19 protein-coding genes and 2 tRNA genes are annotated in these 25,320 nt (G+C 60.3%); 15 read left to right on the top strand and 6 right to left on the bottom strand.

The features are described 5' to 3' along the window. Positions 1-4: 4 nt before the first annotated feature. The 9 genes from HMPREF1985_RS02865 to HMPREF1985_RS11255 all read left to right on the top strand — a co-directional run bounded on the left by HMPREF1985_RS02865 (position 5) and on the right by HMPREF1985_RS11255 (position 10,808). Positions 5-2,014: a DHH family phosphoesterase gene (locus HMPREF1985_RS02865; protein ID WP_040636920.1), complete on the top strand. Its 2,010-nt coding sequence runs from the start codon at positions 5-7 to the stop codon at positions 2,012-2,014. After that, the gene (rplI, locus tag HMPREF1985_RS02860) at positions 1,986-2,429 is read left to right on the top strand and encodes a 50S ribosomal protein L9 (RefSeq protein ID WP_040636874.1); all 444 of its coding nucleotides are present in this window, start codon (positions 1,986-1,988) and stop codon (positions 2,427-2,429) included. The genes HMPREF1985_RS02865 and rplI overlap by 29 nt, the downstream gene beginning before the upstream one ends. 59 nt (positions 2,430-2,488) lie before the next feature. Continuing rightward, positions 2,489-4,441 (top strand): Lon family ATP-dependent protease, encoded by a 1,953-nt coding sequence (lonC, locus tag HMPREF1985_RS02855; protein ID WP_021770947.1) that lies wholly within the window; start codon positions 2,489-2,491, stop codon positions 4,439-4,441. Positions 4,442-4,443: 2 nt separating this feature from the next. Next, positions 4,444-5,772, top strand: coding sequence for a replicative DNA helicase (gene dnaB, locus HMPREF1985_RS02850; RefSeq protein ID WP_021770946.1), 1,329 nt, complete (start codon positions 4,444-4,446; stop codon positions 5,770-5,772). A gap of 91 nt (positions 5,773-5,863) precedes the next feature. Continuing rightward, positions 5,864-6,106, top strand: a complete 243-nt coding sequence (locus HMPREF1985_RS02845; RefSeq protein ID WP_155943509.1) for a hypothetical protein — start codon at positions 5,864-5,866, stop codon at positions 6,104-6,106. Continuing rightward, positions 6,097-6,837, top strand: coding sequence for a hypothetical protein (locus tag HMPREF1985_RS02840; protein ID WP_021770944.1), 741 nt, complete (start codon positions 6,097-6,099; stop codon positions 6,835-6,837). The genes HMPREF1985_RS02845 and HMPREF1985_RS02840 overlap by 10 nt, the downstream gene beginning before the upstream one ends. Positions 6,838-6,988: 151 nt before the next feature. Next, positions 6,989-8,845 (top strand): glucose PTS transporter subunit IIA, encoded by a 1,857-nt coding sequence (locus tag HMPREF1985_RS02835; RefSeq protein ID WP_021770943.1) that lies wholly within the window; start codon positions 6,989-6,991, stop codon positions 8,843-8,845. Between the two features lie 171 nt (positions 8,846-9,016). After that, positions 9,017-10,468 carry a glycoside hydrolase family 32 protein gene (locus tag HMPREF1985_RS02830; protein WP_021770942.1) on the top strand — a complete coding sequence of 484 codons (1,452 nt, stop codon included), beginning with the start codon at positions 9,017-9,019 and terminating at the stop codon, positions 10,466-10,468. Positions 10,469-10,643: 175 nt separating this feature from the next. Further along, complete coding sequence (locus HMPREF1985_RS11255) at positions 10,644-10,808, top strand: PepSY domain-containing protein (RefSeq protein ID WP_155943508.1); 165 nt, start codon at positions 10,644-10,646, stop codon at positions 10,806-10,808. A 25-nt stretch (positions 10,809-10,833) separates the two neighbouring features. On the opposite strand, the gene HMPREF1985_RS02825 is transcribed toward HMPREF1985_RS11255, so the two are convergent. After that, positions 10,834-11,520 carry a response regulator transcription factor gene (locus HMPREF1985_RS02825; RefSeq protein WP_021770940.1) on the bottom strand — a complete coding sequence of 229 codons (687 nt, stop codon included), beginning with the start codon at positions 11,518-11,520 and terminating at the stop codon, positions 10,834-10,836. Continuing rightward, positions 11,517-13,055 carry a sensor histidine kinase gene (locus tag HMPREF1985_RS02820; protein WP_021770939.1) on the bottom strand — a complete coding sequence of 513 codons (1,539 nt, stop codon included), beginning with the start codon at positions 13,053-13,055 and terminating at the stop codon, positions 11,517-11,519. The genes HMPREF1985_RS02825 and HMPREF1985_RS02820 overlap by 4 nt, the downstream gene beginning before the upstream one ends. Positions 13,056-13,408: 353 nt before the next feature. On the opposite strand from HMPREF1985_RS02820, the gene HMPREF1985_RS02815 reads away from it, so the two are divergent. Next, positions 13,409-14,686, top strand: a complete 1,278-nt coding sequence (locus tag HMPREF1985_RS02815; protein ID WP_021770938.1) for a pectate lyase family protein — start codon at positions 13,409-13,411, stop codon at positions 14,684-14,686. Between the two features lie 177 nt (positions 14,687-14,863). On the opposite strand, the gene HMPREF1985_RS02810 is transcribed toward HMPREF1985_RS02815, so the two are convergent. Next, positions 14,864-14,937: transfer RNA gene (locus HMPREF1985_RS02810), tRNA-Gly, on the bottom strand. Positions 14,938-15,145: 208 nt separating this feature from the next. Here HMPREF1985_RS02810 and HMPREF1985_RS02805 point away from each other — a divergent pair. The 3 genes from HMPREF1985_RS02805 to HMPREF1985_RS02795 are packed head-to-tail and all read left to right on the top strand — an operon-like array spanning position 15,146 to position 19,578. Next, positions 15,146-16,114, top strand: coding sequence for an asparaginase (locus tag HMPREF1985_RS02805; protein WP_021770937.1), 969 nt, complete (start codon positions 15,146-15,148; stop codon positions 16,112-16,114). A gap of 40 nt (positions 16,115-16,154) precedes the next feature. Beyond that, positions 16,155-18,239, top strand: coding sequence for a molybdopterin-dependent oxidoreductase (locus HMPREF1985_RS02800; RefSeq protein ID WP_071782664.1), 2,085 nt, complete (start codon positions 16,155-16,157; stop codon positions 18,237-18,239). Then, the gene (locus HMPREF1985_RS02795) at positions 18,220-19,578 is read left to right on the top strand and encodes an amino acid permease (RefSeq protein ID WP_021770935.1); all 1,359 of its coding nucleotides are present in this window, start codon (positions 18,220-18,222) and stop codon (positions 19,576-19,578) included. Before HMPREF1985_RS02800 ends, HMPREF1985_RS02795 begins: the two co-directional genes overlap by 20 nt. Before the next feature lie 75 nt (positions 19,579-19,653). Here HMPREF1985_RS02795 and HMPREF1985_RS11530 read toward each other — a convergent pair whose 3' ends face one another. Then, positions 19,654-20,790: a chemotaxis protein CheB gene (locus tag HMPREF1985_RS11530; RefSeq protein ID WP_021770934.1), complete on the bottom strand. Its 1,137-nt coding sequence runs from the start codon at positions 20,788-20,790 to the stop codon at positions 19,654-19,656. Between the two features lie 87 nt (positions 20,791-20,877). After that, a tRNA-Thr gene (locus HMPREF1985_RS02785) sits at positions 20,878-20,953 on the bottom strand. Between the two features lie 173 nt (positions 20,954-21,126). On the opposite strand from HMPREF1985_RS02785, the gene HMPREF1985_RS02780 reads away from it, so the two are divergent. Next, on the top strand, positions 21,127-22,038 hold the full coding sequence (locus tag HMPREF1985_RS02780) for an AAA family ATPase (protein ID WP_021770933.1): 912 nt from the start codon (positions 21,127-21,129) through the stop codon (positions 22,036-22,038). A gap of 12 nt (positions 22,039-22,050) precedes the next feature. After that, a complete protein-coding gene (locus HMPREF1985_RS02775) occupies positions 22,051-23,733 on the top strand; it encodes a hypothetical protein (RefSeq protein WP_040636873.1) in 1,683 nt (560 codons plus the stop codon). Between the two features lie 123 nt (positions 23,734-23,856). Here HMPREF1985_RS02775 and iolG read toward each other — a convergent pair whose 3' ends face one another. Beyond that, positions 23,857-24,882: an inositol 2-dehydrogenase gene (gene iolG, locus HMPREF1985_RS02770; RefSeq protein ID WP_021770931.1), complete on the bottom strand. Its 1,026-nt coding sequence runs from the start codon at positions 24,880-24,882 to the stop codon at positions 23,857-23,859. Between the last annotated feature and the right edge of the window lie 438 nt (positions 24,883-25,320).

The raw sequence follows: 25,320 nt of genomic DNA, 5'->3' as shown, positions 1-25,320 counted from the left end.
GTATATGCCGCGCAATCTTTCGGCGTGGATTGATCTGACGGTGCATCTCGTCGTCATGCTCGTGATGATCGGGCTCATCGCGTCGTACAATATTTTTTTGGCAGCCGTCGGGTTTATCGTATGGCTCTGCCTTGCCTTTTTTGCGTGGGAGCGCTGCAACGACCGCACGAAGCGCTTTGAGCGTTACTGCCGTACGGTCGTGCGCAACCTCAACGAGATGATGAACTACGCCATTGAGGATCTGCCGCAGGCGATTCTCATCGTCGACAAGGAAGGGCGCATCCAGTGGAGCAACGAGCGCATCGCGGACTACGTCGGCGAGAAGCCGGAGCAGAATACCGATGTGCACGATATATGGCCGAACATCATCATCGAGCCCGTTTGGGGAACGGTCGGCGAGTACATCTTCGCCCATGAGGACCGCCACTATCAAGTGCATTGCCGTCCTGTTCCCGTGCCGCTTAGGCAGCCGCCTCTCATGGCGTTCTACGTCGCGGACGTCACGGACTTCGAGCGCCTTCGCATACGCCATCAGAAGAGCCGTACCGTCCTCGTCGAGGCACAGGTCGACAACTTCGATGAAGTCGTGCAGGGGCAAAGCGATGCGGAGCAGACGGCGCTCATCCTCACCGTCAACCAGCAGATCGGCGCGTGGGTCAAGTCGCTTCACGGCTTTATGCGCCGCGTCTCGCAGGATCGGTTCCTCGTCGTGCTCGACCGGGAAAATCTTGACCGCGCGATCGAGGAAAAGTTCGACGTGCTCGACAAGGTACGCCAGCTTCACAGTGCGAACCGCCTCCCCCTCACGCTTTCGATGGGCGTCTCCGTCGCGGAAAACCAGACGATGGCAGAGCTCGGCGGCGAGGCGCAGGCGCAGCTCGACCTCGCGCTCGGCCGCGGCGGCGATCAGGTCGCCGTGCAGGGAGATGGCAAGACGCAGTTTTTCGGCGGGCGCACAAAGGCACTCGAAAAGCATACGCGCGTCAAGGCGCGCGTCGTCTCGCATGCGGTCCGCGAGATCCTGGAGAACGCGGACGGCGTCTACATCATGGGGCATCATAACGAGGACTTCGACGCATTCGGCGCGGCGATCGGCGTCGCGTGGATGGCGCGCAGCCTCAAGAAGCCGGTCCATGTCGTATTGTCCTCGATGAACGAGGGGATTGACAAGATTGTCGATCTGTTCGCGGGCAAGGAAGGCTACGAAGATCTCTTCGTTCACGCGGGCGAGGCGATGCACTTCACGGCAGAGAACCCCGTGCTTTTCGTCGTCGATACGCATATCCCACATCTCGTTGCCGATCCTGCGCTTTTGGAGCGCACGCTGAACGTCGTCGTCATCGACCACCATCGGCGCAGCGAGTCCTTCGTCAAAAATCCGCTGCTCGCCTATATCGAGCCGTCGTCGAGTTCGACGTGCGAGCTCATCACGGAGCTTTTGATGTACTTTTCCGACAAGGTATCTCTCTCGCGTCTCGATGCGACGGCACTCTATTCGGGCATCGTTGTCGATACGAAAAACTTCGCCGTCCAGACGGGCGTGCGCACCTTTGACGCGGCGGCATACCTCAGACGAAGCGGCGCCGATCCCGTCCTCGTGCGCTATCTCTTCCGTACGGACTTTGAGACGACTGTCGCGCTCGCGAAGGCGAAGACGCGTGCGGCGTATTACGAGGGCGGGCTCATCGTGACGACGTGCCCCGATGTCACGCCGAACGGGCAGATCATCGCGGCACAGGCGGCGGATTCGCTGCTGCGCGTCGAGAACGTGCGCATGAGCATCGTCATCTTCCAGCTCACGGCGGATACGGTCGGCATCAGCGCACGCTCGACGGGCGATGTTAACGTGCAGGTCATCATGGAGGCATTTGGCGGCGGCGGCCATCAGAACGTCGCCGGCGCGCAGGTCAAGGACGGCGATATGGAGAAAATCAAGGCGAAGGCGATCGCCATTGCAGAAGAATACATGAAGGAGAACGATGAAGATGAAAGTGATCTTGAAGCAGGACGTTAAGAAACTCGGAAAGGCAGGCGAAATCGTAGAGGTCGCAGAGGGCTACGGCCGCAACTTCCTGCTGCCGCGTGGCGCGGCGGCGCTCGCAACGGCAGCGAACCTCAACGTCGCCCATGCAAAGGCAGGCTCGAAGGCGCGCAGGGAGGCGCAGGCGGCCGACGAGGCAAGGCTCATGGCAAAGCAGCTTGAGCGCGTCGAGGTCACGATCCCCGTGCGCGTCGGCGAGGGCGGCAAGCTCTTCGGCAGCGTGACGGGGAAGGATGTCTCGGACGCGCTCAAGAAGCAGGATATCGACATCGACAGGCGGAGGATCCAGATTCAGGGCGATGTGACGGGCGAGGGCCTCTACGAGGCCGTCATCCGGATCCATCCGAGCGTCACGAGCAGGATCAAGGTCAAGGTTGTCGCAAAGTGAGGCCTGCCCGAACGGGCGATGGAAAGCACCGTTTCGGCGCTTTCGCATGAAGGGGAACTATGGTTTTTTTTGAACGGTTTTTTAACAAGAAGGAAGCGGCGCGGCATGGGGAAGCGATGCGGCAGCCGCCTATGGCCGAGCCGGTTGACCGCGAGATTGACGCGATTTACGGAACGCTCATCGACCTCATCGGCACGGAAGAGCTCGTCATTCGCGCAGGGCGCATGGATGCGATGAAACTCCTGCGCAGTGAGCGCCGCGCAGAGCGCGTCCTCGCCCTCCAGCGCGTCCTGGAAGAGGACCCGCTCATCGCGCCGCCGCCCTCTGAGGCGGAGATCCCGGAGATCCTCATGCGCCTTTCCGAGCGTATTGCCGATATGCGCGCGCGGCGAAGCATCGAGGACAAGATCGAGCGAAAGGTCAATGAAAAGCTCGAAAAGGAGCATGAGGACTACGTCGAGGACATTCGCCGCCAAGTCATCAAGGAAGAGAAGAACTCTGTCGAGACGCCGCAGGATGCCGAAAAGCGCAGGAAGCTCGAAAAACTGGAGAACGTCCATCTGACACAGAGCGTCATGGAGCTCCTGCGCCCGCAGGACTTCTCGGAGATCGTCGGGCAGGAGCGCGCCGTGAAGTCGCTGCTCGCGAAACTCAGTTCGCCGTACCCGCAGCACCTTCTCCTCTACGGCCCGCCGGGCGTCGGCAAGACGACGGCGGCGCGTCTCGTCCTCGAGGCGGCGAAGAAAAAAGCAGCGTCCCCCTTTGCCGAGGACGCGCCGTTCGTCGAGACGGACGGAACGACGCTGCGCTGGGATCCGCGCGACATCACGAATCCGCTCCTCGGCTCCGTGCACGATCCGATCTATCAGGGGGCGCAGAAGACGCTCGCCGACAGCGGCATCCCCGAGCCGAAGCCCGGCCTCGTGACGGACGCGCACGGCGGCATCCTCTTCATCGACGAGATCGGCGAGATGGACGAGACGCTCCAAAACAAGCTCCTCAAAGTGCTTGAGGACAAGCGCGCATTCTTCGAGTCGGCATACTACGATCCGACCGATACGAAGATCCCGCCGTATATACGGCAGCTCTTTGAAAAGGGCGCGCCGGCGGACTTCGTGCTCATCGGCGCGACGACGCGCGATGCGGGGCACATCAATCCCGCGCTCCGCTCGCGCTGCGCCGAGATATACTTCGAGCCGCTCACGCCGAAACAAATCGTGCAGATCGTCAAAAACGCGGCGGGGAAGCTCCGCGTCACGCTCGATGACGGCATCGCGGAGCTTATCGCCGAGTACACGACGGAGGGGCGCAAGGCGATCAACATCCTCGCCGATTCCTACAGCCTCGCGCTCGAAGCGGCGGGCGGCGAGGCGGAGGGGCTTAGGATCACGAAGGAAGCCATCTACGAGGTCGCGCAGGTCTCGCGTCTCTATCAGTTCGTTACGAAGAAGGCGAAACCGGACGCGGAGGAAGGGCACATCTTCGGACTCGGCGTATCGGGCTTTTTGGGATCGGTCATCGAGATCGAGGCGGTCGCCTTCCCTGCGCACGAGGCGGGCAAGGGGACCGTGCGGTTCAACGAGACGGCGGGTTCGATGGCGAAGGATTCCGTATTCAATGCGGCTTCCGTCCTCCGAAGGCTCACGGGCAAGGACATGCACGACTACGACATCCACATCAACGCCATCGGCGGCGGCAACATCGACGGACCGAGCGCAGGCACGGCGATCCTCGCCTGCATCACGAGCGCCGTTACGGGTGCGAGGATCCGGCAGGACGTCGCCGTCACGGGCGAGATCTCGCTCGCCGGGCGCATCCGCCCGGTCGGCGGCGTCTTCGAGAAAGCGTACGGCGCACGGCAGGCAGGCATCCGGACGCTCGTCATCCCGAAGGAAAACGAAACGGACATCCCAAACGACCTCTTGGGGCTCGATATTCACCCCGTCGAGACGGCAGAGCAGGCGTTTTCCCTGATCTTTGAAGAATCGCCCATCAAATCGGAGGAGGCGTAATCATGGCACTACCCGAACGCATGCCGCCCCACAACATCGAAGCGGAGCAAGCCGTGCTCGGTGCGATGCTCATCAAGAAGGAAGCCATCGTCGAGGCGCAGGAGATCCTGCGTCCCGACGATTTTTATCGCGAGGCGCACCGCGTCGTCTTCGAGACGATGGCGACACTCTCCGCGGAGGGCGAGCCCGTCGACATCGTGACGCTCGTCGAGCGGCTTAAGAAGACGGGCATGCTCGACAAGGTCGGCGGCATCGCGTTCGTCACCGCCATGGCGAACTGCGTGCCGACGGCGGCGAACCTCGTCTACCACGCGAAAATCGTCCGTGAAAAGGCGGAGCTGCGCGGCCTCATCGACGCCGCAACGGAGATCGCGGGCGCGGCGTACGAGGATGCCGATACCGTCGAGAATATCATGGACAGCGCCGAAAAGCGCATCCTTTCCATCGCGGGAAGCCGCAGCGGAAACGGCTTTGAGCCGATGAAGAACATCCTGCTGCGCACATTCGAACGGATCAATGTGCTCTACGACTCGAAGGGCGGCATCACGGGGCTTGCGACGGGATTTCGAGACCTCGACAAGCTCACGAGCGGCCTTCAGCCCTCCGACCTCATCCTCGTCGCTGCACGCCCTTCGATGGGCAAGACGGCATTCACGCTCAACATCGCGACGTATGCGGGCATACGCGGCGCGCGCGTCGCGTTCTTCTCCCTTGAAATGAGCAAGGAGCAGCTCGTGCAGCGCATGCTCTGCGCCGAGGGCGGCATCGACTCGCAGAAGCTCCGCACGGGGCAGCTCGGCGACGAGGAGTGGAACAAGCTCGTCATGACGAGCGACAAGCTCAATAAGGCACCGATCTTCATCGACGATACGGCGGGCATCACCGTCATGGAGCTGCGCTCGAAGGCGCGCCGCCTACAGGCGGAGCACGGGCTCGACCTCATCGTCATCGACTACTTGCAGCTCATGCAGGGGCGCGGCGGCAAGGGCAGCGAGAGCCGTCAGCAGGAGATCGCCGAGATATCGCGCTCGCTGAAAGCGCTCGCGCGCGAGCTCTCCGTTCCCGTCGTTGCGCTCTCACAGCTCTCGCGCTCCGTCGAGTCGCGCCAGGTCAAGCGCCCGATGCTCTCCGACCTGCGCGAGTCCGGTTCCCTGGAGCAGGATGCCGACATCGTCATGTTCCTCTACCGCGAGGACTACTACGACCAGGACACCGAGAACAAGAACATCACCGAAGTCATCATCGCGAAGCACCGCAACGGCCCCGTCGACAGTGTGAGCCTCTTCTTTCAGAAGGAGTTCACGAAGTTCCGCGACCTCTTGCAGGAGTGAACGTGAAGAAAGGAATGGGCAGAACTGCCCGTTGTATGGCACAGGAAAATAATCCGCTTATTCAGCGGCTGCGGCGGATTGGATTTGGGCTTTGAACGGGCTGGCTTTGAACCCCGTTGCCCAATGCCAGCCTCATCCGCAAGCACCCAAAATGATCCAAATAGCAGCCGATGTCTGCTGTTTCAATGAAAAAACGTGGGATGCCATGCCGAGTGAAGCGAAAGAACTCCTGCAAATTCCTGCTGAGGCAGCAGGGGAAACCATATTGCGGTTCGAGCCGCGCATGACGGAACGCACGAAAGAGAAAAGAAAAGAGGAAAGCAAATGCATATAAAGAGCAGAAAATTCCTTGCCGGAATCCTGACGGGAGCGCTCTTCGCTGCCGGCAGCGCAGCGCCGTTTCATTCGGCGCAGGCTGAGGAAGCGGCAGGCGTCTGCGGCTGGTACGGCGATGAGCCGCAGGAAGACTGGGGCTGTGGATGGTATGGCACGCCGAGGCACGGCTGGGGTGGCAGGCACATGCGCCGCGGCTGGATGGGCGATGCGCGCATGTGGCACGGCTATCGCGAGGAAGACATCGCAGCGATTGCGACGGACTTTGCCGAAACGTACGGCGTAAACGTGGGCGAAGTGGAGACCGCCATCAGGGAGGGATACAGTTTCCGCACGATTGCGCGCGTCGCCATGCTCTCCAAGGCGAGCGACGCGTCCTTTGCGGACGTGCTCGACATGGTGCGGAAGAACGCGGATTGGCGCGACGTAGAGGAGCAGCTCGGCATCTCGCCGGAGCGCTGGCGCATGGCACAGGACGAAGTGACGGCGCATCGCTTGGCGGACGGCGATACGCTTTCCGAGGCCGATGCGCTCGCCCTCCTCTCTTCGGGATACCGTCCGCGCGACATCGCGCGCGCGGCTTGCCTCGCAAAGGAATCGGGCCGCGACGTGCGCGATGTGCTCGAAATGAAAAAGCCGGACAACAGTTGGTCGGATGTGGCGGAGGCGCTCGGCGTTTCCTACCATGGGCGAGCGGGATGCGGCCGGCACCGCGTGGGCGTGGCCGACTAAAAATAGCGCAAAAGAAACGGCACATTTCCATGCATTTGGAACAGGTGCCTTTTTTTGTACCAGAATTGACTTCTTCGTATTCCGCGCGTACAATATTTATGAAAACGGTTTCATTCTTATTCTGAAGACTCGATGAGAAGGAGGACAAGACATGAAGGAGATTCGGCTCGACAGCCCGCTCGACGGCGAGCTCATCGAACTCAGCAAGGTAAGCGACCCCGCGTTTGCGGGCGGCGCGATGGGCAAGGGCGCGGCCGTGCGGAATCCAAAGGGGAAAGTCGTCTCGCCGGTCGACGGCGAGATCACGGTGCTCTTTGAGACGAAGCACGCGATCGGCATTCACGCAGACGATGGGGCAGATATCCTCATACACGTCGGGCTCGACACGGTAAAGCTCGGCGGTGCGCATTTCACCGCGAAGGTCGAGCAGGGCGCGCGCGTCAAGAAAGGCGACCTCCTCCTGGAGTTTGACGAGGCGGCGATCCGCGCGGCGGGCTACGATACGACGACGCCCGTGCTCGTGACGAATGCCTGCGACTACGACAAAGTCACCGTCGCACTCGGCGATAAAGAGATCGTCACGGAAGCGGAGCAGGAAGCGGACGCGGGCAGCGAAAGCGCGGATGCCGATGCGGCGGAGTACGCAAACCTTCCCGACGAGGAACGCGTCGCAAAGCTCATCTGGAAATACGTCGGCGGCAAGGGGAACGTGCGGAGCGCCGAGCACTGCGCGACGCGCCTGCGCCTCATCCTGAACGACAAGGAAAAGCTGGACGAAAAGGCGATTGAAAACATCGACGGCGTCAAGGGGCAGTTCTTCGCGGCGGCACAGTACCAGATCATTCTCGGCACGGGCTTTGTCGACAAGGTCTACGACGCTTTTGTCGCGGGAACGGAGCTCGCAGGCGCGAGCAACAATAAGGCGGAGGCTTACGAGCAGATGACGCTCGTGCAGAAGATCAGCCGCACGCTCGGCGATGTCTTCGTGCCAATCATTCCCGTCCTCGTCGCGACCGGCCTCTTTATGGGGCTGCGCGGCGCATCGCTCTCGCTCGGCCTTTCGTTCAGCGACAATATCCTGCGCATGAGCCAGATCCTCACCGATACGGCGTTTGCATTCCTGCCGGCACTCGTCTGCTGGTCGACGACGAAGCGTTTCGGCGGCACGCCCGTCATCGGCATCGTGCTCGGCCTCATGCTCGTCGCGCCGCAGCTCCCGAATGCCTACGCGATCGCGGGAGGCGAGGCGCAGCCCATCTACATGGACATCCTCGGGCTTTCCGTTCCAGTCGTCGGCTATCAGGGATCGGTCCTCCCCGCGCTCGTGCTCGGCATCTTCGCCGCGAAGCTGCAAAAGTGGCTCAAGACATTCGTGCCCGATGTCATCGACCTCATCGTGACGCCGTTCTTGACGCTCTTTATCTCCATGCTCCTCGGGCTGCTCGTCGTTGGCCCGATCATGCACACGATTGAGCTTGTGGTCTTCGGCGCGGTCGAGAGCTTCCTCGCGCTCCCGTACGGCATCGGCGGCTTCGTCGTCGGCGGTCTCCATCAGGTCATCGTCGTCTTCGGTGTCCATCACGTATTCAATGCCCTTGAAGTACAGCTCCTTGCGACGACGGGCGCCGATCCGTTCAACGCGATCATCACGGGCGCGATCATCGCACAGGGCGGCGCGGCGGCAGCCGTCGCAGCGCGCACGCAGAACAAGAAGAAGCGCGCACTCTACATCTCCTCGATCGTTCCCGCCTTCCTCGGCATCACCGAGCCGGTCATCTTCGGCATCAACCTGCGCTTCATGAAGCCCTTCCTCTATGCACTCGCAGGCGGCGCCTGCGCAGGCGCGCTCGCGGGCATATTCCACCTCGCTGGAACGGGCATGGGCATCACCGTCCTCCCGGGCACGCTCCTCTACATCAACGCGCTTCCGCAGTACATCCTCGTCAATGCCGTCGGCTTCGCCGTCGCATTCGGCCTGACGTTTACGCTCTACAAGCCGGAAGAATAAGGGAAATCCATTGGAAGGACAACGGTCTGTAACGAATGGAAGGGTTGGTCGTGTTACGTTTGTAACGCGATGTGATGCCGCCTCCATACGCAGTATGGCGCGAAATGCGAATGTAGTACGCATCGTATACCGAAGATATCGTTTTGGAGAAACGTAAAAAGGAGGCAAAGCATGGAACACTTCGACAAAAAAGCCATCGACCAAAAAGTGGCGGAAGGGCTTCCCTTCGCGCACCCCCTGCACAACCGCTTCCACCTCGAAATGCCGTTTGGCCTGATCAACGATCCGAACGGGCTTTCCTGCGCAGGCGGCGAGTACCATATCTTTTTCCAGTGGAACCCGCTCGGCTGCGTCCACAAAAATAAATGCTGGGCACATACGAAAACGCGCGACTTCGTCCACTACCGCGTGCCGGAACTTTCCCTGTGGCCGAGCGACGAACACGACAAGGACGGCTGCTATTCGGGCTGCGGCTTTGCCGAAGACGGAGCCGTGCGCGTATGCTATACCTGCAATGCAAAGAATGACGGCGTGCGCACGAGCGCACAGCGCTTCGGAACGCTCGAAGCGGACGGAACGGTCCGCAAGGATGCGATTGCCGTTCCCGATTCGCCCGATGGCATCACGGAACATTTCCGCGACCCGTATCTCTTTTACCGCCACGGCAAGCGCTACTTCATCATCGGCGCGCAGGCGGATGGGGAGCACCCGCGCGGCACGGCGCTCCTCTACGAGGAGCAGAAAGGCGGCTGGAAGAATCGCGGCGAGCTAAAGACGCGCCTTGCGGACTTCGGCTACATGTGGGAATGTCCGAATCTCCTGCGCTTCGGCGACCATGACGTGCTCATCTTCTGCCCGCAGGGACTTCCTGCGCGCGAATACGACCGGCAAAATCTCTATCAAGCGGGCTACATCGTGGGACGCATGTCGCTTGACAGCATGGATCTGCTTCAGCATACGAAGTTCCAGGAACTCGATCATGGATTTGATTTCTACGCGCCGCAGGTCGTATGCCACGAGGGGCGCCATATCCTGATTGGCTGGATGGGCATGCCGGACAAGGACGAGGAATACCCGACGGCGGAAGCAGGCTGGCGCTTCTCGCTGACGATGCCGCGTGTCCTCACGCTTCGGCAAGGGCATATCTATTCGCATCCCGTAAAGGAACTTCGCACACTGCGCATCGAAAGCACGGCAAAGGGCATCGACGCCGAGATGGAAAAAAGCGTCCGTGAGACACTCTTTGCTGGCTCGGAAGTCCTGCTGAACGTCATGCTTGGCGAGGCGCGGCATGTGAGCGCGACGCTCACATACGGGCAGGAAAAACTTGTCTTTTCGTATGACCGGAACGAACAGGCCGTGACCATCGACCGCACGGGCATGAAAAAAGGCGGGCGCGGCATCCGACGCTTCCGCCTGTTCGCCGACCGCACGCTGCACCTCCATCTCTTCGTCGACAAGACCGCCGTCGAGGCATTCTTCCAGCACGGCGAGGAAGCCGCGTCTCTCTTCGTATTCCCTGAAAAAGAGGTTTGCCCGGAGCTCATTCTCGAATCGGATGCACCGATGGAGAGCGTGACGGGATGCGTCTGGGAGCTCGACGCGATACGGTTTGATCCTTGATGGGAAAAAGAAAAGGCTGCTGCGTCCTTCGCCTTGCAAGGATGCAGCAGCTTTTTTGCATGGAAAAGGGAGAATTTAGGGACGGTTTTTTTTCGCGTTAGGTTCTGTTTAGGTTTCCGTCCTATACTGAGACCATCAAAGAAATCTTGGTATAAATTGGTATAAATAAGGAGGAATGCATCATGGAAATCCTGCTGTACTGCCCGAATCGCCCGCAAAGCCCATGGCGGACGAGGCGGATTTCCGCCCCGTCTACCGTGTGAGCTGCAAGGTCGGCGAGGCGAAGTACAAGCTCCGCATCGATGCCGTGACCGGAGAGGTGCTGAGCGCAAAGGCCTGAGAACGATTACGTTCCTTTTTGCAAGCTACTTGCGGAAGCGATAGCCCGCCCCGCGCACTGTCTCGATGTAGACTGGGTGCGCGGGGTCTTTTTCGATTTTTTCGCGAATCCGGTTGATGTGCACCATGACCGTCGCGTTGTCGCCCATCGCGTCGCATCCCCAGACTTTTTCAAATAACGTTTCGCGGTCAAATACGTGGTTTGGGTTCTCGGCGAGAAAACATAGAAGCTCAAACGCGCGGCGCGCGAGGCGCACTTCCTTTCCCGCAACGAAGACGCGGTAGGTATCTGGCTCGATTTTGAGCGCGCCGATGCAGATGGCGCGCGCCGCCTCCGCCCTGCCCGTCAGCTTCTCGTATCGCTCGATATGGGCGCGCACCCGCGCGACGAGCTCGTTCGGGTTGAACGGCTTCATGATGTAGTCGTTCGCGCCCATCCCAAGGCCGCGCAGGATGTCGATTTCCTCCTGCCGCGCCGTCACCATGAGGATGGGCGTTTCCTTTTCCCGTCGGATCGCGCGGCAGATGGAAAAGCCGTCCAGCCTCGGCAGCATGACGTCGAGCAGGATCAGCGCGTAGTCCTTTTCGAGCGCATGGGCGAGGCCGTCCTTGCCGTCTGCGATATGCGTCACGGAAAAGCCGTTTGCCTCCAAATAATCGCGCTCGATTTCCGCGATTTTCGGGTCGTCCTCTATGAGGAGCAGCTGTTTCATGCCGATGTTCCTTTCTGCTCTGCCGCTTCCGGTTGGGCGCACGGCAGCGTGATGATGGTGGTGAGTCCGCCAGTGGGCGCCTGCTCTGCCCGTATGCTCCCCTGCATGGCCGTGATGATTGCCTTTGCGATGGCAAGCCCGAGCCCGCTCCCGTCCGCGACGTTGCTGCGTGCCTCGTCGGTGCGGTAAAAGCTCGCAAAGAGCCTCGCGAGGTGCTCCTCCTTGACGCCGCGCCCGTGATCGCGCCATGTGAGCTGGATTGTGCCCGCATGATGTTCCAGCAGGATTTCCACACGCGCTTTTGCGCCCGTGCGGTATTTCCGGCTGTTGTCCAGGAGATTGCGCAGGACGCGTGCAAACTGCATGGGATCCACTAGGGCAAGATCCCGCGCCGCCGGTGCGCGCAAGGAGAGTTCTGTGTCCGCGCGAAAGGCGGCGCGCTGCTCGGCAACGAAATGTTCCAGATACGGCGCGAGATGAAGCCGCTCCAAATGGAACGGCACTTTGCCGAGGTCGAGCTTCGAGAAGAGGAAGAGGCTTCCGACGAGATGCTCGAGTGTTTCGACGCTCTCGTGCATCATATCGAGGTAGTGCTGCCGTTTCACGGGCGTCTGCGCGATGCCGTCGCGCAGTCCGCTGACGTAGCCCTTGAGCGCCGTAAGCGGTGTGCGAAGGTCATGCGAGATGCCCGCGATGAGCTCCTTGCGATTGTTCTCGTAGCGGATTTCCTCCGCCTTCGCGCGCTTCAGATCCTGCCGCATGCGCTCGAAGTCCGCGCACGCCATGCCGACCTCGTCCTGCGCACGGACGGAAAGCGCATGGTTTAGGTCGCCCTCCCGGATCGCTGCCGAGGCGCTGCGCAGGGCGGAAAGCGGCGCGAGGACCTGCTCGCTGAGCATACGCGAAAGCCATCTGCCGAGCAGGATGGTCACGGCAATGGAGAGGGCGAGAATCGTCCAGAGCGCGGCCTTTAGGAGGTCTTTCGGGGTCAAGGCCCCCGTCTCATCGCTTTCCGGGTAGCGCGCGGGATGCCCCGCGATGAAAATGGCCATGTCGTGCGGGCGCGGCTCGTATCGGGCGAAAAACCCGGTCTCGTCCCAGCGGTCGCCCGATCCCGTCCTGCCGATATGGTCTTCTACGCGGCGCATCAAGTCGTGCACATCCTGCCCCTCGGTCACGTAGCGCACCTCGCCGCGCTGCAAAATGGCAACCGCAAGTCCCTGCTGCTCCAAAAGGGCACAGTCCTCCGCCATTTTGGCAATTGTTTTGGATGGGTGCTTCTGCCTCTTTTCGCCCGCATCCGCTCCGCGATGCGCCGCCCTTGCGCGCAGGTCGCTGGTGAGATACTGCACGGACAGCGAAGGGCCTTTCTCCGGCCACAGCATGGCAAGCGCACTCATGCGGCTCGCACCCGACACCTGCAGGAAGGCCGTGAGCGACGCGCCCAAAATCGCGAGCGCGCAGACCGGCACGAGCACCATGAGGAAATTTGCCGCCCAAAGGCGCGTCCTGAGGGAAACATCGCGAATTCGCATCCTATCGCCTCCTGCTTGCTGCGCATGCTCCGAAAGGGGCTGTGAAATGGCCTGCTTTTTGTGGTAAGATTTACGTGCCAATGAAACATCCAACGAATTCAACTGCCAATCATTTTAAAGCAAAGCAGTCAATTTTGCCACCGTTTCTTTTGGATTATCCGGATCACTGCGGCCGGTGTTGGAGCTCGACCGATTTCGGGCGGGAACATGGTTCGATGTTTTTACGCCGGCAAGGTGCAGCAAGATTCTCGCCGCGTGAGCAGGAAACAGGATCGAAACAGCGAGACTTTCCTGGACAGCGAGACTTTAAGGAATGGAGTTGCGTAGGGGGAGGACATGAAGGAGAGCGAAACATGAAAAAAAGGATTTTCGTCATTGGCCTAATGGTTGGACTGATCCTAATGCTGCTATCGGCACGGAATCCTGTTGAAAAAGCAGATTTTATTCGGGAAGTACTGCCTGAACATGACGGATTTGCTTCAGAGGGCAGGGGGACGACAGGCGGAGCCGACGCCGTACGGCAAAATATAGTCAACGTTACCAATAAAAAAGAATTTATTGCGGCGCTCGGAACTAGAAACAATACGGAGCCTAAGATTTTGATGCTCTATGGGACAATCGATTTTGATGCCGATGATCAGGGAAACCCGCTCAAGATGGAAGATTATATGGCAGATGGGTATGATTTTCAAAACTATTTAGAAGCACAGACTCCCCAAAGTTCAGCACCGGAACGCTTGAAAGAAGACCAGGAGGCAAAAAGAAAACAATCCCAAAAAAACCAAGCGGAAAATATCACGGTTCATGTCCCTGCCAATACCAGTATCGTCGGGATTGAACATGCGGCATTGAAGGGAATCGATTTAATCATAGATGCGGATAATGTGATCATCCGGAATATCCTGTTTGAGTCCCCGTATGATTATTTCCCGGCATGGGATCCAAAAGACGGAAAAGAAGGGAACTGGAATTCGCAGTATGACTGTATTTCCATAAAAGGAGGCACGCATATATGGATCGATCATTGCCATTTTCGAGACGGGCCGGAAACGGCTGAAACCTATTTTGACCGCAAATACGAGCACCGGGACGGGCTGGTTGATATAACGGATCAATCCGATTACATCACGTTATCCTATAATATTTTTGAGCATCATAATAAGGCCATTTTGATAGGGAACAGCGATTCAAAACTAGAGGATGAAGGAAAACTGAATGTGACGTTGCATCATAATTACTTCCATGATTTGGTGCAGCGGGCGCCAAGAGTACGGTTCGGAAAGGTCCACCTATATAATAATTATTATCGGTCGGACAATAAAAGCGGGGAATACCGTTATTCTTATTCTTTAGGCGTTGGAAAAGGCTCCAAGATATACGCGGAAAGCAATGTTGCCGATATAGAAGGTGGAGATTATAAGGATTTTGTCAAAGTCTTTGGCGGGAAAGAACTTACAACGGTCCATAATCGTTTCAATGGACGGGAAATCGCTGCATTCGATGATGGCTTGACAGAAGTGGATTGGACGCCCGAATTATACGATGGGATCGATGCTGTAAATGAGGTGAAGGAAGAAGTTTTAAATCATGCAGGCGTATGGAAAGATACAAAAGATACAATGGAAAGATAATGGAATCCTGCCGCAGGCGGCACTTGCCCATCCGGCTTCGGTACAATCCGCTGCACGGGCTCGCGATGGATCGCATCGCTTGATCCGCATTTCGACATGCCAATACCCCCAAAAGCCGAACCTTATTCCGTTTGGCTTTTGGGGGTATTGGCGATTTGACGGCTCTAAATTCTTATATGGAGCGGGCAATGGGAATCGAACCCACCTCTAAAGCTTGGGAAGCTTTCATTCTACCGATGAACTATGCCCGCATTGCATCGGGACGCGCTGACGCCTCGATACCCGCCTAGTATAGCATGGTTTCTTTCGAAGTGCAAGCCCTCAATTTCCCGTCTCGTGCGCGATGTTTTCGATGCGGCGCTTGTGCGGAAACAAAAAGCATAGCATTTTATCGAAAGTGTTGGTAGAATAAGAGTACTGGGAAAATGGACGCACGGCAAAGAGCTGGGGGAAAACGACATGAAGAACATTTGCATGCTCGCGACGGGCGGAACGATTGCCTGCCGCAAAGGGGCGGACGGCATGCGGCCTAGCATTGCGGGACAGGCGCTGGCGGCTCACTTGCCCGCCATGCATGAGGCAGCATTTGATGCGGTGGAGCTTTTCGCGCTCGATTCGAGCAACCTCGCGCCGCATCACTGGCAGGAGATGGCGCGCGCGGTCGCGGCGCGCCGCGAAGCGTACGACGGGTTCATCGTCACGCACGGCACGGACACGATGGCGTACACGGCGGCAGCACTATCCATCATGCTGGCGCATATCGATGTGCCGGTCGTGCTCACGGGCTCGCAGCTCTCGGTCGAGGAGGTGGGAAGCGATGCACAGCAGAACCTCCAAATCGCCGCGCATGCGGCGGTGAGCGGCAGGGCAGGCGTCTTCGTCGCGTTCGGCGGGCAGCTCATCGAGGGCGCACGCGCGCGCAAGCTCTGCACGGAGCAGTTCGCGGCATTCGCGAGCATCGGCGCGCCTGCGGCGGCGCTGTTTCACGGTGGCAGGCTCCATTGGCAGAAGGAATGGGCGGTGCCAAAAGAGCCGTTTCATCTGCGCGATGCGCTCGATACGCGCGTCGCCGTGCTGAAGCTCGTGCCCGGCGCATCGGCAGAGCTTTTGCGCGCGCTCGTCAATACGGGCTACCGCGCCGTCATCCTCGAAGGATTCGGCGCGGGCGGCGTGCCGACGGATGCGGCAGAGGAGAGCTTTATCGCTGCGCTCGACTACGCGCGGTCACAAGGCGTCGCCGTCATCGCGACGACGCAGTGCGTCTACGACGGCGTGCATCTCTCGCGCTACGAGAACGGCGTGCTCGCGCTGCGCCACGGCGCGGTCTCGGGCGGTGCGCACACGACGGAGTACCTCTACGCATGGGCGATGGCAGAGCTGGGCGAGCAAGGCTGCGTGCGCCTTTCGGGCACATCCGAAATCGCATGAGTCCATGCGCCGCGCCGGATTGGGAGGAGTCTTTCATTTGATGGAAATCAGAAATTCGGTTTGCCCTTACGACTGCCCCGACTGCTGCGGGCTTCGCGTCCATGTCGAAGGCGGGCACGCGACCCGCGTCGAGGGCGATCCATCGCATCCGTTCACGCGCGGCACGCTCTGTCCCAAGATGGCGCACTACGAGCGCACGGTGCATAACGACCGGCGCATCCAGCACCCCATGCGGCGCATCGGCAAGAAGGGCGAGGGGAAGTTCGAGCGGATCTCATGGGATACGGCGATCGAGGAAATCGCTGCGCGCTGGAAACGGATCATCGCCGCAGACGGCGCGGAAGCGATCCTGCCGTACTCCTACGCGGGCACGATGGGCATCGTACAGCACGGCGCAGGGCACGCGTTCTTTGCGCGCCTCGGCGCGTCGAGCCTTGACCGCACGATCTGCTCGCCTGCAAAGCGCGCGGGCTACAAGGCGGTCATGGGCGATACGCGATGCGCCGCGCCGCAGGAGGCGCAGGAGAGCGACTGCATCGTGCTTTGGGGCTGCAGCATGCTCGCGACGGATATCCATTTCCGCCACGATGTCGAGGCGGCGCGCAAAAAGGGCGCACGCGTCCTCTGCATCGACACCTACGAGACGAAGACGGCGCAGTACGCCGACGAATTTTTCTGCGTGAAGCCGGGGACGGACGGCGCGTTTGCGCTCGGCGTGCTCCATGTGCTCGCGCGCGAGGGGTTGACGGACGAGGCGTTTATCGAAGCGCACGTCACCGGCTGGGAAGCGCTCAAGGAGCGCCGCCTTCCGCACTATACGCCGGAGCGGGCTGCCGCAGAGACGGGCGTTCCCGCTGCGGAAATCGAGCGGTTCGCGCGCCTCTACGGTATGGCGCGCGCCCCCTTCATCCGCACGGGCAGCGGCTATTCGCGCTATGCGGGCGGCGCAGCGGCGACGCGGCTCATCGCGTGCCTGCCCGCCGCTGTCGGCGCGTATGCGAGACGCGGCGGCGGATTTTTGAGCTCGATATCGGGCGGCAAGGCATTCGACCGGGATATCGTGCACCGTCCCGACCTTGCGAAAAAGGGCGTGCGCCACATCAATATGTGCGCGCTTGGAAATGTGCTGACGGACGCAAGGCTCGCGCCGCGCGTCAGGAGCCTGTACGTCTACGCGTCGAATCCCGCCTGCACGGCGCCCGACCAGAACAGGGTGCTCGCGGGGCTCTCGTGCGGCGACCTCTTTACCGTCGTGCACGAGCGGTTTTTGACCGATACGGCCCGCTATGCTGATATCGTCCTGCCCGCGACGTCATCGCTGGAGCACGACGATCTCTACTATTCGTATGGCCACTACACCGTGGAGCGTGCGCGGGCGGTCATTCCACCCGTCGGCGAGAGCCACAGCAACTGGGCGGTGTTTTGCGCACTCGCGCACGCGATGGGCATAAAGGACGCGTTCTTTGACCAGACGGCAGAAGCGCTTGTCGAAGCGCTCATTGCGAGCGCGGACCGCGCATGGGAGCTTCCCGTGGACAAGGCGCGCCTTGCCGCCTGCGAGCCGGTCGAGCTTCCGCTTCCCGCCGGCTACAAGATGGACTTTTTGACGCCGTCCGGGAAGATCGAGATCGAAAATCCGCGCGTAGAGCCTGCGTTGCCCGACTACATCGCGCCGTACGGCGATGCGGCGGCGTTTGCGCTCGTGAGCGCGCCCGACATGCGCATCCTCGACAGCTCGTTCTGCGAGCGTGAGGAGCTTACGCGGGAGGGTACGATGGTGCTCATGATGCATCCTGCGGATGCCGCGCGGCTCGCGCTCACGGACGGCGTGGAAGTCGTCTGCGGGAATACGCGCGGCGCGGCGCGCTTCACGCTGAAATGCACGCCGCGCGTGCCCGTCGGGCGCGTCGTCACGGAGGGCGTCTGGTGGCAGGCACTCACAAAGGGCGGCAATGTCAATCGCCTGACCGCCCAGCGCCTCACGGATAGTGGCGGCGGCAGCACATTCTACGACGTCTGCGTCGACGTACGGGCGGTGCGGTGCGTGTGGGGCAGAGGCGATTTCGCTAAGAACGTGGAGACGGATAAAGAAGGGAAAGACGGATATGGAAGAAATCCAACATAAAACCATGAAGCGCGGGCTCAAGAACCGCCACTTGCAGATGATCGCGCTCGGCGGCGCGATCGGCACGGGACTCTTCTACGGCTCGGCGTCGACGATCGCGCTCGCAGGACCCGCCGTCATGCTCTCGTACCTCATCGGCGGCATCGTCATCTTCCTCATCATGCGCATGCTCGGCGAGATGGCGGTCGATGAGCCGGTGTCGGGCTCGTTCAGCCACTACGCGACGAAGTACTGGGGCGCGTTTCCGGGATTCCTCGCAGGCTGGAACTACTGGTTCAACTACGTCATCGTCTCGATGGCGGAGCTGACCGCCGTCGGCATTTATATGAATTTTTGGCTGCCTGACCTGCCGCAGTGGGTCGCGGCGCTCGCGGTGCTCATCGTCATCACGGCGCTCAACCTCATCAACGTCCGTGCGTACGGCGAGACGGAATTCTGGATGGCGCTCGTCAAGATCCTCGCGATTGTCGGCATGATCGTCCTCGGGCTTTTTCTCATCGTCACGAGTCCCGCGCCCTTTCCCGCGAACATCAGCAACCTTTGGGAGAATGGAGGCTTCCTGCCGAACGGCTGGTACGGCATGGCGCTCTCTTTGTCCGTCGTCATGTTCTCGTTCGGCGGCATCGAGCTGATCGGCATCACGGCGGGCGAGGCGGAGGACCCTGCGCGCACGATCCCGCGCGCGATCGGGCAGGTCGTCTGGCGCATCCTCGTCTTCTACGTCGGCACGATGGCGGTGCTCATGATGCTTTGGCCGTGGAATGAGGTCGGCAAGGAGGCAAGTCCCTTCGTGCAGATCTTTTCGAATGTCGGCGTGCCCGCCGCAGCGCATATTCTGAACGTCGTCGTGCTCATGGCGGCGGTCTCCGTCTACAACTCCGCGATCTACAGCAACAGCCGCATGCTTTACGGGCTCGCGGCGACGGACGATGCGCCGAAGTTCCTGCAGGTGCTCTCAGGACGCGGCGTGCCCGTGCGCGGCATCTTCGTCTCGTCGGGCATCACGCTTGTCTGCGTCGTGCTCAACTACTTTTTCCCCGGGCACGTATTCATGTTCCTTCTCTCGATCGCGACGTGTGCTGCCGTCATAAGCTGGACGACGATCTGCGTGACGCATCTGAAATTTCGCGCGAAGTGCGAGCGCGCGGGAAAAGCACTGCGGTACCGCTCGCTCTTTTACCCGACGGCGAACTACCTCTGCCTCGCGTTTCTCGCAGGCGTGCTCGCCTGCATGACGCAGATCCCGGATATGCTGCCTGCCGTCATCGTGCTTCCGATTTGGCTCATCGTGCTCTACCTCGGTTATCGCTGCAAGAAGCACGGGCAGGCGCAGGCTTGATCAAAGGCAGCATAAGGCAACCTATTGCGAAAAAGCCGCTCCGTGATGGGGAGCGGCTTTCTCGTATATGCCTTTTTATCGCACGAGGCGCGTGATAGCGGTGGCGATCTCCTCGAGCGGGCACTGTCTTTCGACGGCACCGATTTCATAAGCGGCGCGTGGCATTCCGTAAACGACGCTCGACGCCTCGTCCTGGCCGATGGTCGGCGCGCCGGCCTGACGCATTTTGAGAAGGCCCGCTGCGCCGTCGCGCCCCATGCCCGTCAGGATGACGCCTGCCGCCGCTGCGCCGACCGTTTCGGCGACGGATTCGAAGAGCACGTCGGCGGAGGGGCAGACATTGTGGCGCGGCACGCCTTTCTCACAGACGAGACAGAGGGCATTCCCCTTTTTTTGCACGGTCATGTGCTTGCCACCCGGCGCGATGTAGACGGTATCGGGGCGCAGGATATCGCCCGTTTCCGCTTCTTTGATATGGAGCGCGCATTCGCCGTTGAGGCGCTTGGCGAAGAGGCCTGAGAACGTCGCGGGGATATGCTGGACGATGACGATCGGCGGCATCGGCGTCGTGAGTTTTACGAGAACCCTGGAAAGGGCGTCCGGGCCGCCCGTCGATGCGCCGATCGCGATGAGCGACGGATGTGCCGGGCGGCTTGCCATGGGAATGGCGGGGCGCACGGCAGGGATGACGAATGGGCTGACGGGTGCGGGACTTGGGGGGGAGGGCTCCGCATCCCGCTGCGCCGGCTCCGCATCGCGTGGCGCAGGGAAGGGGCGGGGTGGTGCGAGCGGGCGCAGCGACGCGAACGGGCGAACGTGCTCCGCTTCGGACGCACGCTTGATTGCGGCGATGAGCAGACGATAGAACGAAGCGCGTCCCCGCTCGTCGCCGGGGTTGTGCAGGTAATCGAATACGCCCATCGAGAGCGCCGCCTCGCGGCTCGTTTCGAGCCGTCCATACGTGATGATCGGCACGCGGCTTTCCTCGATGAGCCGGGGGAGACTGCATGCGTCATGGACGCTGGTCGCAGCGCTTGCGAAACTCAGCAGGACGACAGTTGGATGAAAAAGGCGCAGCTTCTCCTGCACCTCGTCGACGCTGGCTGCCGCCTCTACGAGTGTGCCCGACGCAAGGCGCGTGGAGAGCTCCCGCACAAGACGGTCCCGCTCGAGCGGGGAGCCGTCTACGATGAGCACACGCAGTCCGCTCATGCTGTTCACCTGCCTCAGATCCAGAATAAAAGCTGGAATAAAATCGTATGAAAAAAGGCTTCCGTACAGAAGCCTTTTGCTTTCAGATGGAGCTGATTATAGGACTTGAACCTACGACCTGCTCATTACGAATGAGCTGCTCTACCAACTGAGCTAAATCAGCATGTCCCTTGCGTCGCCGCAACTGACAGCACTCATTATAGCGGGATCAGGATACGTTGTCAATACTTTTTTATTTTTCGATGCCGCAACCTAGGATTTTGGCGTTCCGAAAGCGAAGGTTTTCTTAGGGGAGTTGCAGGACAGAGGACAGACTGGAATGGGAGGAAGAATGCGATGGACGTATTGGAGCAGCTTCGGCAGCAGGGGGTAAATGCAGATCTCCTCGTGGGCGTGCGCCGTTACCGGGAGAGGTATCCCTGGCAGGATGAGCAGGCGCTTGCCGTGCCGCAGTATTTCTACGACGGGAAAGAGGTGCTGGAATCGGCGATTGCCGCATTGCTCGCGGGGGAAAACCTCCTGCTCGCGGGGCCGAAGGCGACGGGCAAGAACGTGCTCGCAGAGCATCTTGCCGCGATTTTCGCGCGTCCCGAATGGACTGTTTCATTCCATATCCATACGGATGCGGCGTCGCTTATCGGCACGGACACGTTCGAGGCGGGCGCCGTGCGCTTTCGCCCCGGTCCTGTATGTGCCTGCGCCGAGGCGGGTGGCATGGCGATCTTCGATGAGATCAACATGGCGCGCAACGAGGCGCTTGCCGTGCTGCACGCCCTCCTGGATCACCGTCGCCGTCTCGATGTACCGGGCTATGGGCAGCTTCGCGTGCATGCGGCGACGCGCTTCATCGCGACGATGAACTACGGCTATGCCGGAACGCGCGACCTCAATGAGGCGCTCGCCTCGCGCTTTGTCGTCATCCAAATGCCGATGCTCGACGAGGCGGGCATCGCGCGCCTCCTGGAGAAAGCCGTGCCGGACCTTCGCCAGGAGACGTATGCGCTGTTTGCGGCACTCTTTGCCGACTTGCAGGAAAAGGCGGCGCAGGGAGAGATCTCCGCGCACGCCGTTGACCTGCGCGGGCTCATCGCTGCGCTCCGTCTCATGGAGAAAGGCATCGCGCCTCGCTCTGCTGTCGCAATGGGCATCACGAATCAGTGCTTTGACCCCGACGAGCGCCAAATCGTTGCGGACACCGTCGCGCTGCGCGTGCCGAAGGCGTATGCAGTACGCGGCAAGGTGCGCTGAGGAGGTATGCGTATGAGCCGGGAGAAACGCATGCGCCGCGCGAAAAATATCGTTTGGACGGCAGCTGGAGCGTATGATTTCACCCCCGAATTCTTGGCGTTTTACCGCGATGGCACGCCGGATCGCTACCTCAATACGATTGTTGGGCTCGTGCACCGTCACTACGATGCGGCGATCCTAGGCGCGTTCTTTCATTCTTTGGACGATTCTCTTTTGCGCGATACGTTCCTTGACGTCGTGTGGATGGGGCTGGAGCATGCCGTCTACGAGCGTGAGATCGGGGTGCGCCCCGCGCTTTTCGACCTCCGCGAGGAGCATGCGCGCCGCTTTCTCGCCGATCAAGCCGACCTCTCCATGCAAGAGCTCATGGCGCGCGACGACCTCGTCCATACGCTGCGGGCAGCGCGGTGCCGCGCATGCCTCACGGGAAAGGCTGGACTCCGCAATCCATGGGAACGCTCGCTTTATGCGGCGCTTGCGTGGGAGGGATCGCTTGCGACAGAAGCGATCGTGCAGCGCGCACAGGCCGTGCTGCACCATTACTTCCGCTTTCACTTTCGCGATGTCCTGCACCGCCACGCCTGGCACATCTCGCTTGGCAGCCGCATGAACGCATGGATTCGGCGCGCGATGCCGATGGAGCATCGGTTCGAGGATGGCATTGTCCCCGCACGTGCGAAGGAAACGGCAGCGGCGGGCGGCTCAACGCTCGCGACGCTCCGCGGCCTGGTCGCAGACGCTGCGCCGTGGACAGCTCGGCTCGCGGCGGAAATTGCGGAGCGGTTCGGCGCACCGCTCATCGCCGAGCGCGAACGCAGCGCGATCGAGTGCATGGTCTGCCGAGGTGCCCATCGAAAGGCACATCTCGCCTTTACGCGCGGGCGCGTGCACTCGACGGCGCGGGAAGCGAACGCTGCGTATCTTGCTTCGCACGCGCGCGTCTACGAGACGGGGATCCGGCAGCTCGCCGCACAGCTCAAAAATACGCTCGCCGTCACGCGCGCGCCTATGACGCTCGACGCGCGCTGCGGCCGGCTCGCGCCGAGGCTCGTATGGCGCGCGCTCCATGCAAACGATGGGCGTGTCTTTCATGCGGGCGAGGAGACGCCCGTTTCCGATTTTTCGGTGACGCTGCTGCTCGATGCGTCCGCTTCGCGCAAAGCGCAGCAGGGGGCGATCGCCGCACAGGCATACCTCGTTGCTGCAGCGCTTTCGCGCGCACGGATTCCCGTGCAGGTCGTTGCGTTTTCAAGCGTCAAGGGATGTACCGTGCTCGTGCGCCTGAAGCCTTTTGTGGGCGGCGAGGCGAAGGCGGTGCTCCGCTATGAAGCACGCGGGTGGAACCGCGACGGGCTCGCACTTCGCGCCGTGCGCCCCTTGCTTGCAGGCGGAAGGGGAAGGCCGCTTCTCATCGTCTTCACCGATGCGCATCCCGCCGATACCTTGCCGCTCGCGGATGGCATGCTCATGCATGGATACGCGGGGGCTCGCGCCGTGCAGGATGCGGCGGACGCCGTACGCGAATTGCGCTCAGGCGGCGTTCGCGTCGCCGGCATCGTGGAAAGCGTGCTGCCTGAGGGCGAGACGGACAGCGTCGCACGCATGGTCTTCGGTCACGACTTTACGCGCATCGATCGGCCTGAGCAGCTCGCCGCCCGTGTCGGAGCGCTGGTGGCACGGCAGATTCGCGGTTAGGCATAGGAAACGATTACGGGAAAGCATTTCGGAATTTCGGAAAAGAAAAAGCAGCCTCGATCAAAAGGCTGCTTTTTTGTGCTTGCGTGCCCCCCCTCAAATGAAGGGCATGCAAAGGGAAAATCAAAGGCCGTACTGCGCGCGGATCTCGGAAATCTTGATGGGGCGGTGCTCGTCCACGGACTTCTTTGCCGCGAGGCCGATGAGGACGGGCTGGAGGCCGTCGTTCGCATTGACCGGCGTCGGCGTGTCGTTGACAATCGATTCGACGAACTGGTCAACCTCGTTTGCATACGCCATCATGTAGCGCTCCAGGAAGAAGAACATCGGCTTTTCGGCGATGACGCCGTCCTTGCAGGAGAATACGGCGTTGGAGTCGGAGTCGTTCGAGATTGCGATGCAGCCCTTGTCGCCGAATACTTCCGCACGCTGGTCGTAGCCGTAGCAAGCCGCGCGGCAGTTGTCGATGACGGCCGTTGCGCCGTTGTCGAGCTTCAGCGTGATGACGGCCGTGTCGATGTCGCCGGCCTTGCCGATTGCAGGGTCGACTGTGACCGAGCCCTCTGCATAGACTTCTTCGACCTCTGCGCCCGAAAGGTAGCGGACCATGTCGAAATCATGGATGGTCATGTCGAGGAAGATGCCGCCGGAAATCTTGACGTAGTCGATGGAGGGCGGCTCGGGGTCACGCGACGTGATCTTGATGATCTGCTGCTTGCCGACCTTGCCTGCCGCAACCGCATCGTGGATCGCCTTGAAGTTGTGGTCGAAGCGGCGGTTGAAGCCGACCTGATACTTTTTGCCGGATTTCTTTACGACATCGAGGACTTCTTGGATCTTTTTCACATCGTGGTCGATCGGCTTCTCGCAGAAGACGTGCTTGCCTGCGTTCAGCGCTTCGATCGAAAGCGGGGAATGCTGATCCGTGGACGCGCAGATGAGAACTGCGGCGATTTCGGGGTCGTTGAGGATTTCATGGTAGTCTTTCGTCGTCTTTTCGACGCCGAGGGATCTCGCCCATGCTTCCGTCTTTTCGTTCATGAACGGATCGGCGATCGTCTTGACCGTCGCGTTCTTGACGAACTTCGAAATGCTCTCCCCATGGACGTGGCCGATGCGACCGGCGCCAATGATACCAACTTTGATCATCAGGATACCGCCTTTCTAAAATAGAAGAAACAGATACATCACCAAGTAGGTATGTTCTTGAGTAGATACATGGTCCTTCTTGATTAACTTCGTATTCATTATAGCACGAGAACACGAGAGAATCCTTCAATATTTTGTCCAAAGTAATGAAAAAAAAGAGAGATTCCATGTTCCGCACGGCACCGATGAAAAGAAAACTATAAAATCTTGCGCATCATTTTCATTGGATACACTGAAATATGATGCATCATTACGCATATCAATTTGTTGAGAACATGAGGCATGAAATCACGATGAAGGAATGCCGTCTTGTAGCAAAAGTGGCGGCAGAAGCGAAAAAGCTGAAGAAGAAAACTTTTTTTGAAAAAGATGTTGACAGGATGGCATCGGCTGGAGTATACTGACGTAGTCGCTTGAAGCGAGAGGCGGAAAGCCTCG

The organism is Mitsuokella sp. oral taxon 131 str. W9106 (genome assembly GCF_000469545.1).
Lineage (GTDB): Bacteria > Bacillota > Negativicutes > Selenomonadales > Selenomonadaceae > AWVT01.
The sequence above is the reverse complement of the archived record's forward strand: the minus strand, read 5'-3'. Positions and strand labels throughout refer to the sequence as shown.

Excerpts from the sequence above, each read along its gene's own strand:
- HMPREF1985_RS02830 (WP_021770942.1), top strand. The coding sequence starts at position 9,017 with ATGGAACACTTCGACAAAAAAGCCATCGACCAAAAAGTGGCGGAAGGG.
- dnaB (WP_021770946.1), top strand. The coding sequence starts at position 4,444 with ATGGCACTACCCGAACGCATGCCGCCCCACAACATCGAAGCGGAGCAA.
- HMPREF1985_RS02815 (WP_021770938.1), top strand. The coding sequence starts at position 13,409 with ATGAAAAAAAGGATTTTCGTCATTGGCCTAATGGTTGGACTGATCCTA.
- lonC (WP_021770947.1), top strand. The coding sequence starts at position 2,489 with ATGGTTTTTTTTGAACGGTTTTTTAACAAGAAGGAAGCGGCGCGGCAT.
- rplI (WP_040636874.1), top strand. The coding sequence starts at position 1,986 with ATGAAAGTGATCTTGAAGCAGGACGTTAAGAAACTCGGAAAGGCAGGC.
- HMPREF1985_RS02800 (WP_071782664.1), top strand. The coding sequence starts at position 16,155 with ATGGAAATCAGAAATTCGGTTTGCCCTTACGACTGCCCCGACTGCTGC.
- HMPREF1985_RS11530 (WP_021770934.1), bottom strand. The coding sequence starts at position 20,790 with ATGAGCGGACTGCGTGTGCTCATCGTAGACGGCTCCCCGCTCGAGCGG.
- HMPREF1985_RS02865 (WP_040636920.1), top strand. The coding sequence starts at position 5 with ATGCCGCGCAATCTTTCGGCGTGGATTGATCTGACGGTGCATCTCGTC.
- iolG (WP_021770931.1), bottom strand. The coding sequence starts at position 24,882 with ATGATCAAAGTTGGTATCATTGGCGCCGGTCGCATCGGCCACGTCCAT.
- HMPREF1985_RS02835 (WP_021770943.1), top strand. The coding sequence starts at position 6,989 with ATGAAGGAGATTCGGCTCGACAGCCCGCTCGACGGCGAGCTCATCGAA.
- HMPREF1985_RS02825 (WP_021770940.1), bottom strand. The coding sequence starts at position 11,520 with ATGAAACAGCTGCTCCTCATAGAGGACGACCCGAAAATCGCGGAAATC.
- HMPREF1985_RS02820 (WP_021770939.1), bottom strand. The coding sequence starts at position 13,055 with ATGCGAATTCGCGATGTTTCCCTCAGGACGCGCCTTTGGGCGGCAAAT.
- HMPREF1985_RS02780 (WP_021770933.1), top strand. The coding sequence starts at position 21,127 with ATGGACGTATTGGAGCAGCTTCGGCAGCAGGGGGTAAATGCAGATCTC.
- HMPREF1985_RS02840 (WP_021770944.1), top strand. The coding sequence starts at position 6,097 with ATGCATATAAAGAGCAGAAAATTCCTTGCCGGAATCCTGACGGGAGCG.
- HMPREF1985_RS11255 (WP_155943508.1), top strand. The coding sequence starts at position 10,644 with ATGCATCATGGAAATCCTGCTGTACTGCCCGAATCGCCCGCAAAGCCC.
- HMPREF1985_RS02795 (WP_021770935.1), top strand. The coding sequence starts at position 18,220 with ATGGAAGAAATCCAACATAAAACCATGAAGCGCGGGCTCAAGAACCGC.
- HMPREF1985_RS02775 (WP_040636873.1), top strand. The coding sequence starts at position 22,051 with ATGAGCCGGGAGAAACGCATGCGCCGCGCGAAAAATATCGTTTGGACG.
- HMPREF1985_RS02805 (WP_021770937.1), top strand. The coding sequence starts at position 15,146 with ATGAAGAACATTTGCATGCTCGCGACGGGCGGAACGATTGCCTGCCGC.